Origin of the sequence: Shinella sp. NM-101, from assembly GCF_021401195.1 — a bacterium.
Lineage (GTDB): Bacteria > Pseudomonadota > Alphaproteobacteria > Rhizobiales > Rhizobiaceae > Shinella.
Map to the genome: position 1 here is coordinate 314,352 of NZ_JACBFT010000001.1, position 11,468 is coordinate 325,819.

Genomic DNA, 11,468 nt, shown 5'->3' on the forward strand with positions numbered 1-11,468 from the left:
GGCGCGTCAGTCGCGCTCGGCGGAGCTGGCCCAGAGATTGATGTCGGCCTCCCGGGCATAGACATCGATCTCGGCCAGTTCCTCGGCCGTGAAGTCGGGCTTTTCCAGCGCCTTGACGCAATCGACGATCTGCGCCGAGCGGCTGGCGCCGATCAGTGCCGAGGTGACGCGTCCGCCGCGCAGCACCCAGGCGAGCGCCATCTGCGCCAGCGTCTGGCCGCGCCGCTCGGCGATGGCGTTGAGCTTGCGGATATTGTCGATGATCTCGGGGCGGATGAAATCCTTCTTGAGGAAGTGGTTCAGCGCCGCGCGGCTGTCACCCGGAATGCCGCCGAGATATTTCGTGGTCAGCATGCCCTGCGCCAGCGGCGAGAACACGATGGAGCCGATGCCGAGGTCTTCGAGCGTATCGACGAGGCCGTCGTCCTCGATCCAGCGGTTGAGCATGGAATAGCTCGGCTGGTGGATGAGGCAGGGCGTGCCGAGGTCCTTGAGGATCGCGGCGGCCTCGCGGGTGCGCTGCGAATTGTAGGAGGAGATGCCGACATAGAGCGCGCGGCCGGAGCGCACGATATGGTCGAGCGCGCCGCAGGTCTCCTCCAGCGGCGTGTCCGGGTCGAAGCGGTGGGAATAGAAGATGTCGACATAGTCGAGGCCCATGCGTTTGAGGCTCTGGTCGCAGGAGGCGATGAGATACTTGCGGCTGCCCCATTCGCCATAGGGACCCGGCCACATGTCATAGCCCGCCTTGGAGGAGACGATCAGCTCGTCGCGCAGGCCCTTGAAATCCGTGCGCAGGATCTCGCCGAAGGCGATCTCCGCCGTGCCGGCCGGCGGGCCGTAATTGTTGGCGAGGTCGAAATGGGTGATGCCGAGGTCGAAGGCCGTGCGGCACATGTCGACCTTGCGCTCGTGCGGCGTGTCGTCGCCGAAATTGTGCCAGAGGCCCAGTGAAATCGCCGGCAGCTTCAGGCCGGAGCGTCCCACGCGGTTGTAGGTCATCGTGTCGTAACGGTTTTCCGCCGGCTGCCAGGCCATGGTGTGGTTCCTTCTCTATGTAGGCGGACTTCCATACCCCTCCCCAACCCCTCCCCACAAGAGGGAGGGACTTGACCCGTCGCCCCGCTTCAAACTCATCGACCGGTTCTGCCGGCAGCGACGTTCAAAGGAGACCGCGTTGGGAGCGGCATCGTAAAGCCCCTCCCCCTTGTGGGGAGGGGTTTTCACCGGTTACCGCAGCAGCGCCCGCGCCTCCTCAATCCCCAGCGCCGCCGGCTGGGTGCAGGTGGTCACGATGGCGATCGCCTTGCCCTCCTCGGCCGAACGGAGGATTGCCGTCAGCACGTCGATCGTGTGCAGCGAGCGGTCGAGCGAGCAGCGATAGTCGCGGCCTGTCGTCACCGCCTCCATCATGTCGGCAAGACCGATGCCGCGGTAATTGGCCTGCATGCCCCAGTCGAACTGGTAATTCTGCGCCGTCAGCGGATGGTCCCAGACCTCAACCTCCTTCGGCTCCTTGTCGTCGCCGGCGACTTCCACCGTGCCGCCGAAGAAGTTCGGATCCGGCACGAAGACGGCGCCGTCGGTGCCGTAGAGCTCCATGTTCTGGTGGCGATGCGCCCAGACATCCCAGCTCGCCATCAGCGCCACCTGCGCGCCGCTGACGAATTCGAGGATGGCATGGATGTTCGTCGCGACCGCCACCGGCACCTTTTCCCCGAGGCGCGGGCCGTTGGCGATCACCCGTTCCTCGCGCGCCCTGTTGGCGAGCGCCACGACGCGCTTCACCGGACCGACGAGGTTGACGAGGTTGTTGACGTAATACGGCCCCATGTCGAGGATCGGCCCGCCGCCCGGCGCGAAGAAGAAGTCCGGGTTCGGATGCCAGCTCTCCATTCCCGGCCCCAGCACATGCGCCGTGCCCGACATGATTTTTCCCAGCCTGCCGCTGTCGATGAGATGGCGCACGAACTGGTGCGCGCCGCCGAGATAGGTATCCGGCGCCGAGCCGACCTTCAGGCCCTTGGCATCCGCGATGCGGCGCAGGTCCTCGCCCTGTTCGAGCGTGAGCACGAAGGGCTTTTCCGAATAGACGTGCTTGCCCGCCTCCAGCGCCTGTTTCGAGACCGGGTAATGCGCCTCCGGGATCGTCAGGTTCACGACGACATCCACATCGGGATTGGCGAGCAGCGCGCCGATCTCCTGCGCCGGCACGCCGAATTCCTCCGAACGCGCTCTGGAGGCGGCGGGGTTGATATCGGCGCAGGCGACCAGCTTCAGGTTCCTGAAGGTCGGGATCAGCTTGAAGTAGGCGCCCGAGATATTGCCGCAGCCGATGATGCCGACTCCGTATTCCTTGCTCATGACGATGATCCTCAGAACGCCTTGATGGTCGCGATGGAGCGGGTGGCAAGCCGGGTGATGTCCTTCGGATTGTCATGCTCGACGATGAAATTCTTTACCGGCGAGCCGGCGAGCGCCCTGGCGAGATCGCCCCAAGGAACGGTGCCGTGGCCGACATCGGCCCAGCCGTCCTCGTCGGCATTCTCGCCCTTCGGCGCGATGTCCTTGACATGCACGGCGGTGATGCGGTCGCCGTATTTCGCAATCCACGCGAAGGGGTCCGCGCCGGCGCGGATGATCCAGGCGATATCCGCCTCCCAGGCAAGGTCCGGCCCGCCTTCGAAGAGACGATCCAGCGGCACCGTGCCGTCCGGCAGCGTGAAGAACTCGAAATCGTGGTTGTGCCAGCCGAAGGTAAGGCCCGCCGCACGGATCGGCGCGCCGGCCTTTTGCAGCCGCTCGCCGAGCGCATGCCAGCCGGCGGCGTCCGTCGGGCGCTCCTCGGGCAGGAGATAGGGGCAATAGACCGCCTCGATGCCGAGCGTGCGGCAGATCGCGATCACGCGATCCGGCTCGGCCTCCAGCATGTCGAGGCTGAAATGGGCCGTCGGCATGGCAAGGCCGTTGCCGTCGAGATCGGCCCTCACCTGCTGGATGGCCGCATCGTCGAGCGCAGCGTAAAGCGCGTTGTAGCCCTCCACCTGCCTGTAGCCGGCATCCGAGAGGATGCGGAACACCTCGGCGAAGGGCTGGAAGTTGCGGGCGCTGTAGAGCTGGAAGCTGACTGTCTGCATGATTGTCTCCTCGGACTATTCGGTATTGGCCTGGCAGGAATGAAGGTCGAGCCAGCGGATTTGCGGAACCCCGCCGGTCTCGGCGGGCGTGAAGATAACGGTGCGGCGCTCGCCGGCCGTCAGATCAAAGGCATTGTCGGACCAGCGTCCGGCAATGTCCGCTTCAAGCATGATATGCAGCGCAAGGCCGGTCACGGATGCGGTGACGGCGAAAGCGCCGTCGTCTCGGGCCACGACGTCGAGCGTCACGCCGGAGGCTTCGAGATCCAGCGCCTTGTAGTTGACCGGGACGTGATGCCCCTCGCCCTTCATGCCGTTCGATGCTTCGAAGGACCAGAAGAGCAACGTGTCCTCCGGCAGGTCGGCCGAAAAGACGGAGAACAGCATCTCCGCCTTGTCCGGCCCGCAGACGCCTTCCGTGCTTCGATAGGGCCGGCGCTCGCCGGCAAGCGAGACGAGCCATGTTTCGAGCCGGATGGTGACAGTCTCCGCCGTGTCGTTGACGACGGAAAAGCCGATGGTCTCGCCGTCCTTCGAGGGAATGGCGGCGACGGCCACGGGCTGGAAGAAGCGGCGCACCATGTAGTGCATGGCCTTCCAGCTTCCGCCGTAGTCGAGGCTCGACCAGGAGGCGACGGGCCAGGTGTCGTTGAGCTGCCAGTAGAGGGTGCCCATGCAATGGGGCTTCAGCGAGCGCCAGTATTCGACCGCCGTGCGGATGGCGAGGCCCTGCTGGATCTGGCTGAGATAGACGAAGCTCGCAAAATCCTTCGGGAAGCGGAAGTAGCGGAACATGGTGCCGGCGATGCGCTCGTTGCCGCCGGCGTTCTTCTGGTGGCTCTCCATGACGGGCGACGCGATGTTCATGTCCTTGCGCTCGGCGAAGGTCTTCATCACGGGCATAGAGGTGTAGGACTGGAAGCCGAATTCCGAGCAGAAGCGCGGGCGCACGCTGCGGTAATCGTCGAAGGACTTGTTCTCGTGCCAGACGGACCAGTAGTGCATGTCGCCGGAACCGTCCGCATGCCAGGCATCGCCGAAGTCGAGATAGCCGGAGGCCGGGCTGGAGGGCCACCAGATCGCGCCCGGCGCGGCCTTCTTCATCGCCACTTCGATGGTGCGGTTGAGGCGGTCGTAGGAGACGAGATAGCGGTCGCGGTTCTTACGGCTGGCATCGAACCATGTCAGCGCGCCGACCAGTTCGTTATCGCCGCACCAGAGCACGATGGAGGGGTGCGAGGCGAGCCGCCTCACCTGATAGTCCACCTCGGCCGCGACATTGTCGAGGAAATCGACGGTCGAGGGATAAAGGTTGCAGGCGAACATGAAGTCCTGCCAGACCATCAGGCCGAGTTCGTCGCAAAGGTCGTAGAACCAGTCCGGCTCGTAGAAGCCGCCGCCCCAGACGCGCAGCATGTTCATGTTGGCGTCGGCGGCCGATTGCAGGAGGTCACGCACGCCTGTCGGCGTGATGCGCGAGGGCAAGGCGTCGGCCGGAATCCAGTTCGCGCCGCGGCAGAAGATTTCGCGGCCGTTGACCTTGAGCGCGAAGCGGCTGCCGGCCTCGTCCTTGTCGGTGATCAGCTCCACCTGCCGGAGACCGACGCGCCGCACCACCGTCTCGGACGGCGTCTCGACCCGTACGGCATAGATCGCCTGCTCGCCATGCCCGGCCGGCCACCAGAGAGCCGGCCTCTCGATGCGGAACATATGGGTAAGCTGCGTCTCGCCGGCATCGATGCCGATATCGAGCCGCACCCGCTCCTCGCCGAGCGCAAAATGCACCGGCAAGATGCCCGGCTCCCCGGCATGGAAGGTGGCGGTCACATAGAGGTCGACTGCACCGTCCGCATGGTGGAACTGCCGGGTCGTGACATGCTCGATGCGGGCGACGTTCAGCTTGCGCAGCGTGATCCCGCCGTAGATGCCGAGCGGAGCAAGCGCGATGTTCCAGTCCCAGCCGAAATGGCATTGGGGCTTGCGCAGCATGTTGCCATTGGGGATCGGCGAATTGCCCGTGGACCAAGGTATGAAGAAGGGCTGCTCCGCCTGCCGGATGGCGCCGGCCGTAATGCTGGAATGGATCAGCACCCTGACCGTGTTCTCGCCGGCCTTCAGCGCCTCGGTGACATCGGGCCGGTAGCGGAGGAAGCAATTGTCCGTGTCCTCGACCAGCACGCCGTTCACATAGACGGAGGCGACGGTGTCGATGCTGCCGATATCGAGATACCAGTCGCCCTCCAGCATCTCGGGCGCAAGATCGAAGCTGCGCTCGATGGCCCAGTCCTTCTCCGCCACCCATTGCACGTCCCGCTCGTTGCGGCCGGCATAGGGATCGGGGATGAGATCGGCGGCGAGCAGCGCGCTGTGCACGTCGCCGGGCACGCGCATCGGCGCGCTGTGGGCGGCGTCGGTGCTGGCGAGCCGCCAGGTGCCGGAGAGGTCGATGGTGTCGGTTGTCTGGGTCATGGCATTGTCTCTGAACTTGTGCGTGGGGCTTGCCCCTCACCCTGCCCCTCTTCCCGCAAGCGGAGAGAGGGAATGGCGACGTTTCCGCAAGTCTCCTTCTCCCCGCCTGCGGGGAGAAGGTGGCCGGCAGGCCGGATGAGGGGCCGCGCCCTCTAGATCCTCTCCTCCGTCTCCGCATCGAACAGCGAGGCCAGCCCCATGTCGAAGGAGAGCCTCACCGCCGTTCCCGGCGCAAAGCGCCGCGCCCCGCCGACGCGGACGGAGAGTGTATGTCCGGCATGTTTCAGCCAGAGCAGGTTATCCGCCCCCATCGGCTCCTCGATATCGACGGTCGCCTGATGGGTCTCGACGCCGGGCACGTCCTCGTTGACCTTCACATGCTCCGGCCTGACGCCGAGCACGACCTTGCGGCCCGGCTGGAGCACCTCGCCGGTCGCGTAGCCATCCAGCGAGAAGTCGACGCCGTTGGTGGCGAAGACCGGCTTGCCGCCCCGTTCCACGATCTCCCCGCGCAGGAAATTCATCGAGGGCGAGCCGATGAAGCCGGCGACGAACATGTTCCTCGGCGCATTGTAGATCGTGTTCGGATCGGCGAGCTGCTGGATGACGCCGCTCTTCATGATGGCGATGCGGTCGGCCAGCGTCAGCGCCTCGATCTGGTCGTGGGTAACGTAGATCATCGTGTTTTTCAGCGACTGATGCAGCCGCTTGATCTCCACGCGCAGCTCCGAGCGCAGCTTCGCATCGAGGTTGGAGAGCGGCTCGTCAAAGAGGAAGACATCGACGTCGCGCACCAGCGCCCGGCCGATCGCCACGCGCTGGCGCTGGCCGCCTGACAGAGCCGAGGGCTTGCGTTTCAGGAGCGGGCCGATCTGCAGGATTTCGGCGGCGCGGGCGACGCGCTTGTCGATCTCGGCCTTCGGCATGCGGGCGACCTGAAGACCGAAGGAGAGGTTCTTCTCCACCGTCATCTGCGGATAGAGCGCATAGGACTGGAACACCATGCCGATGCCGCGGTCCTTCGGCTCCTCCCAGGTGACGTTCCTGTCCTTGATGAAGATCTGCCCGCCGGTCGGCTCCAAAAGGCCGGCGATGCAGTTGAGCAGCGTGGACTTGCCGCAGCCGGACGAGCCGAGAAGCACGAGGAACTCGCCCTCCCCGATATCGAGGTTGAGGTCCTGCAAAACGTTGACCGCGCCGAAGGAGAGCGAGAGGTCCCTGATGGAAACGGAATGCTGCATGGCTTAACCCTTGACTGCGCCGGCGGCGATGCCGCGGACGAAGAGCCGTCCCGACACGAAATAGACGATGAGCGGGACCGCGCCGGTGAGCAGCGTCGCGGCCATGTTGACGTTGTATTCCTTCACACCCTGAACGGAGTTGACGATGTTGTTGAGCTGCACGGTCATCGGATAGGTATCCGGCCGGGTGAAGACGACGCCGAACAGGAAGTCGTTCCAGATGCCGGTGATCTGAAGGATCATCGCGACGACGAAGATCGGCAGCGACATGGGCAGCATGATGCGGAAATAGATCTGCCAGAACCCCGCCCCGTCGATGCGCGCCGCCTTGAACAGCTCCTCCGGCAGGGACGAGAAGTAGTTGCGGAAGAGCAGCGTCAGGATCGGCATGCCGAAGATCGTGTGCACGATGACGAGGCCGGTGAGCGTGCCGTAGATACCCATCTCCCGGAGCACGATGACGATGGGATAGATCATCACCTGATAGGGGATGAAGGCACCGAGGATGAGGATCGTGAAGAAGATGTCCGCGCCCCTGAACTTCCAGTTGGCGAGCGCATAGCCGTTCACCGAGGCGACGAGGATCGAGATCAGCGTCGAGGGCACGGTGATGCGCACGGAATTCCAGAAGCCGCGCGAAAGCCCGTCGCAGTTGAGGCCCGTGCAGGCACTGGCCCAGGCCTTCGACCAGGGTTCCAGCGTGATCTCCATCGGCGGCGAGAAGATGTTGCCGAGGCGGATTTCCGGCATGCCCTTCATCGACGTGACGATCATCACGTAGAGCGGCAGCAGGTAGTACAGCGCGGCGACGAGAAGCGTGCCGTAGAGCATGATGTTGCGGCCGGAAAGCGCGCGGCGGGGTTTTGCGCCCCACGGCTCGGCGGCAGCCTTGAGAGAAGCGGTGTCAGCCATGCTTGCGCCCTCCGAATTCGAGATAGGCCCACGGCACGATGATGATGGCGACCGTGACGAGCATCATGGTGGAGGCGGCGAAACCCTGGCCGAGATTCTGGGCCTGGAACATGTAGTCGTAGACATATTTCGCCGGCACTTCCGAGGCGATGCCCGGCCCGCCGCTGGTCTGCGCCACCACGAGGTCGTAGACTTTGACGATGCCGCTCGCGATGATGACGAGCGTGGTGATGAAGACGGGGCGCATCATGGGAATGACGATGAAGAGATAGGTCCGCCACATCGGGATGCCGTCGACGCGCGCGGCCTTCCAGATGTCCTCGTCGATGCCGCGCAGGCCCGCGAGCAGCAGGCACATGACGAGCCCCGTGCCCTGCCACAGCCCGGCAATCAGCACGCCGTAGATGACGATTTTGGAATTATACAGCGGGTCGAAGGTAAAGCTCTCCCAGCCGAGCGCGCGCACGACGGACTGCACGCCGTATTCCGGGTTGAGGAGCCATTGCCACACGAGGCCGGTGACGATGAAGGAGAGCGCGAAAGGATAGAGGAAGATCGTGCGGAACGTGTTCTCGAAGCGGATCTTCTGGTCCATCAGCGCCGCCAGCACGAAGCCCATGACGAGGCTGAAGATCAGCGTCAGGACGCCGTAGATGGCGAGATTCTGGATCGAGACGATCCAGCGCGGCGCATCCCACAGCCGCTCGTACTGGTCGAGGCCGACGAACTTGGCGCGCGGGAGCAGCTTGGAATTGGTGAACGAATAGACGACCGTCCAGATTGTGCCGCCGAGAAAGATCACGACGGCGGTCAGCACCATCGGAATGGAGGCGATCTTGGCGCTGAGATTGCGCAGCAGTCTGCTGGGGCGACCGGTGTGTGCCTGGCCCGTCATGGGTCACTCTTCCTTGGTCTTCGATCGGCGGTGAACGGCTGGCGGCGGAACCGCCAGCCGGGTCACGCGGGCCCGATCACTCCGCCGAAGCGATGATCTCGGCAAAACGCTTCTGGGCGTCTTCCGGCGTCATCGAGGGATTGGCGAAGAATTCGGAAAAGAGGTCTTCCTTCTGCTTCTGGCTGTCGGCGGAAAGAAGCTGGTCGGTCCAGTCGACGACATTGCCCTTGGCGAGGATGTCGAGGCCCTTCTTCATGCAGTCGTTGGCGGCGGCGAGATCGACGTCGCCGCGCACCGGCAGCGAGCCCTTCTTGAGGTTGAAGGCGACCTGCGCGCCCGGGCTGACGAGCGTCGAGGCGAGAACCTCCTGCGCCTTCGACTTCTCCTCGTCCTTCAGGACCGGGAAGTAGAAGGCATCGCCCCCGGTGGCGATGACGTCGGTCACGCCGAGGCCCGGAAGGCATGTATAGTCCTTGCCGGCGGTCTGGCCGGCAAGCGCGAACTCGCCCTGCGCCCAGTCGCCCATGATCTGCCCGCCGGCCTTGCCGGTGATGACCATGTTGGTGGCCTGGTTCCAGTCCTGCACGTTCGTGCCCTTGGACATGCGCCGCGCATCGTCCGCCGCCTTGAAGACCTTGGCGATCTCGGGGCCTGCGGCGACGTCCGCATCCTTGTCCTTGAACACCTTGTAGAACGTATCCTTGCCGCCGACGGCAAGCAGCAGCACGTCGAAGGCGCCGGACGCCTGCCAGGCCTGCCCGCCGACGGCGAGCGGCACGATGCCGGCTTTTTCCAGCGCCGGGGCGGCCGCGACGAACTCGTCCCAGTTGCCAGGCACGGCGACGCCCGCCTTCTCGAAGGCGGCGTTGGAAAGCCAGAGCCACTGCCAGGAGTGGATGTTCACCGGCGCGCAATAGATCTTGCCGTCGATGGTGCAGCTGTCGAGCAGGCTCGCCGGGCGGATGACCTCCTTCCAGTTCTCGCGCGTGGCGACATCCGTCAGGTCGCGCATCAGGCCGGCCTCGACCAGCTCCTCGGCCTGGCGGCCATGGTTGAACTGCGTCGCGGCCATCGGGTCGCCGCCAGTGATGCGGCTGACCATGATCGGACGCGCCGTGCCGCCGGAACCGGCGATGGCGCCGTCAATCCATTTGTTGCCCGTGGCGTCGAATGCCTTTGCCAGTTCGGCGACCGCCGCGGCCTCCCCGCCGGACGTCCACCAATGGGTCACTTCCAGATCGGTCGCATTGGCTGCGGCGAACGGCAGGACCACGGTCGCTGCCAGGACAGCAGCCATATGGCGAATTTTCATGAGTCTCCTCCCTCACTGAAACGTTGCAGTAAAAAGGTAGACCAATCGATTTAAACACGCAACCGGCCCGGACGGCGTTTGTGCGTTTTCCGCCGGACGACGGCCTGTTTGCGCCTCGACGTGAACAGGAGAGTACAAAGATGAGAGAGAAATATCATTCTGTTTTCGTTATATTTTTCCAAGAAATAGCAATGTTTTCCACACCCGCAATTCGCAATCGCATGAATTATCGCTTTGCGGTGCAATATCGCGTGAGCAGGACGAAAACATCGAACCTGCGGAAATTTCACCTCGACAAAACACCTGTATCGTTTCAGATTTATAGCTTCTTCCGGCAAGGAGTGGCGGGCGGAAGCAAAATCTGTATAACCGGCCGCTAATGCGAAGAGGTGGACAGGCGGGGATGGACAGAATGAAAAGCGGGGGCCGGGCGGCATCGACGCCCCCCTCCAGCGAGCGGCCGACGCTGAAGACCATCGCCTTCATGACCGGCCTCGGCATCACCACCGTTTCGCGGGCGTTGAAGGACGCGCCCGACATCAGCAGCGAGACGAAGGAGCGCGTGCGCCTCGTCGCCCGGCAGATCGGCTACCAGCCGAACAGGGCGGGCGTGCGCCTTCGCACCGGCAAGACCAATGTCATCAGCCTGATCCTCAGCCTGGAAGAGGAGATCATGGGCCTGACGAGCCCCATGGTCGTCGGCATCTCGGAAGTGCTCGCCGCAACGCAGTACCATCTCGTGGTAACGCCCTACCGCACGCAGGGCAATGCGCTCGATCCGGTGCGCTACGTGCTGGAAACGGGCGCGGCCGACGGCGTGATCATCTCGCGCACCGAGCCGAAGGACCCGCGCGTCGCGCTGATGATGGAGCGCAACTTCCCCTTCGTCACGCATGGCCGCACCGAGATGGGCCTTGCCCATCCCTATCACGACTTCGACAACGAGCGCTTCGCCTACGAGGCCGTGCGCAAGCTGGTCGAGCTCGGCCGCAAGCGCCTGGTGCTGCTCCAGCCGCCGCCCTACCTCACCTTCTACCTGCATATGCGGGCGGGCTTCGAGAAGGGCATCCGCGACTTCGGCGCGACGGCCCTGCCCTTCAACACCGTCAACCTCGACAACAATCTTCGCGAGATCCGCGGCGCCGCCGAGGCGCTGTTCGACGCCGCCGACGGGCCTGACGGCATCGTCTCCGGCAGCGGCTCGGGCGCGGTGGCGCTGATCGCGGCGCTTGAGGCCAGGGGCCGCAGGCTCGGGCAGGACATCGACATGGTCTCCAAGGAGCCGCACATGTTCTTGCAATGGCTGCGGCCGGAGGTCGTCACCATGCGCGAGGACATCCGCCTCGCCGGCCGCGAACTCGCCAAGGCCGTCATCGCCCGCATCGAGGGACGTCCGCCGGAGGAGTTGCAGACGCTGAGCTATCCGATCCCGACGGGAGAGGTGTAGCGGGTCGGCCCCGTGCAGAGTTTTTAACGCGGGCTGCCCCTCACCTGCCTGCCGG

At 64.5% G+C, this 11,468-nt stretch carries 8 protein-coding genes and 1 pseudogene; 1 reads left to right on the top strand and 8 read right to left on the bottom strand.

What is annotated here, in order from left to right; all coding sequences use genetic code 11:
- Window positions 1-6 precede the first annotated feature (6 nt).
- The 8 genes and pseudogenes from mgrA to L0976_RS01545 form a co-directional block, all read right to left on the bottom strand.
- Complete coding sequence (gene mgrA, locus L0976_RS01510) at window positions 7-1,038, bottom strand: L-glyceraldehyde 3-phosphate reductase (protein WP_234185708.1); 1,032 nt, start codon at window positions 1,036-1,038, stop codon at window positions 7-9.
- Window positions 1,039-1,230: 192 nt separating this feature from the next.
- Window positions 1,231-2,364: a Gfo/Idh/MocA family protein gene (locus tag L0976_RS01515; RefSeq protein WP_234185709.1), complete on the bottom strand. Its 1,134-nt coding sequence runs from the start codon at window positions 2,362-2,364 to the stop codon at window positions 1,231-1,233.
- 11 nt (window positions 2,365-2,375) lie between these two features.
- The gene (locus tag L0976_RS01520; RefSeq protein WP_234185710.1) at window positions 2,376-3,137 is read right to left on the bottom strand and encodes a sugar phosphate isomerase/epimerase; all 762 of its coding nucleotides are present in this window, start codon (window positions 3,135-3,137) and stop codon (window positions 2,376-2,378) included.
- A 15-nt stretch (window positions 3,138-3,152) separates the two neighbouring features.
- Window positions 3,153-5,606 (bottom strand): glycoside hydrolase family 2 protein, encoded by a 2,454-nt coding sequence (locus tag L0976_RS01525; protein ID WP_234185711.1) that lies wholly within the window; start codon window positions 5,604-5,606, stop codon window positions 3,153-3,155.
- Between the two features lie 152 nt (window positions 5,607-5,758).
- Window positions 5,759-6,847, bottom strand: a complete 1,089-nt coding sequence (locus tag L0976_RS01530; protein WP_234185712.1) for an ABC transporter ATP-binding protein — start codon at window positions 6,845-6,847, stop codon at window positions 5,759-5,761.
- Window positions 6,848-6,850: 3 nt separating this feature from the next.
- Window positions 6,851-7,723: pseudogene (locus L0976_RS01535) on the bottom strand (carbohydrate ABC transporter permease); the annotation flags it as partial.
- Window positions 7,724-7,751: 28 nt separating this feature from the next.
- Window positions 7,752-8,654 carry a carbohydrate ABC transporter permease gene (locus tag L0976_RS01540; RefSeq protein WP_234185714.1) on the bottom strand — a complete coding sequence of 301 codons (903 nt, stop codon included), beginning with the start codon at window positions 8,652-8,654 and terminating at the stop codon, window positions 7,752-7,754.
- A 76-nt stretch (window positions 8,655-8,730) separates the two neighbouring features.
- Window positions 8,731-9,966: an ABC transporter substrate-binding protein gene (locus L0976_RS01545; RefSeq protein WP_203319145.1), complete on the bottom strand. Its 1,236-nt coding sequence runs from the start codon at window positions 9,964-9,966 to the stop codon at window positions 8,731-8,733.
- Between the two features lie 412 nt (window positions 9,967-10,378).
- On the opposite strand from L0976_RS01545, the gene L0976_RS01550 reads away from it, so the two are divergent.
- Window positions 10,379-11,413 carry a LacI family transcriptional regulator gene (locus L0976_RS01550; RefSeq protein ID WP_370643547.1) on the top strand — a complete coding sequence of 345 codons (1,035 nt, stop codon included), beginning with the start codon at window positions 10,379-10,381 and terminating at the stop codon, window positions 11,411-11,413.
- The last annotated feature ends 55 nt before the right edge of the window (window positions 11,414-11,468 follow it).

What these genes read in the sequence shown, in the direction of transcription:
- L0976_RS01545 (WP_203319145.1), bottom strand. Translation starts at nt 9,966, where the DNA reads ATGAAAATTCGCCATATGGCTGCTGTCCTGGCAGCGACCGTGGTCCTG.
- L0976_RS01525 (WP_234185711.1), bottom strand. Translation starts at nt 5,606, where the DNA reads ATGACCCAGACAACCGACACCATCGACCTCTCCGGCACCTGGCGGCTC.
- mgrA (WP_234185708.1), bottom strand. Translation starts at nt 1,038, where the DNA reads ATGGCCTGGCAGCCGGCGGAAAACCGTTACGACACGATGACCTACAAC.
- L0976_RS01540 (WP_234185714.1), bottom strand. Translation starts at nt 8,654, where the DNA reads ATGACGGGCCAGGCACACACCGGTCGCCCCAGCAGACTGCTGCGCAAT.
- L0976_RS01550 (WP_370643547.1), top strand. Translation starts at nt 10,379, where the DNA reads ATGAAAAGCGGGGGCCGGGCGGCATCGACGCCCCCCTCCAGCGAGCGG.
- L0976_RS01520 (WP_234185710.1), bottom strand. Translation starts at nt 3,137, where the DNA reads ATGCAGACAGTCAGCTTCCAGCTCTACAGCGCCCGCAACTTCCAGCCC.
- L0976_RS01530 (WP_234185712.1), bottom strand. Translation starts at nt 6,847, where the DNA reads ATGCAGCATTCCGTTTCCATCAGGGACCTCTCGCTCTCCTTCGGCGCG.
- L0976_RS01515 (WP_234185709.1), bottom strand. Translation starts at nt 2,364, where the DNA reads ATGAGCAAGGAATACGGAGTCGGCATCATCGGCTGCGGCAATATCTCG.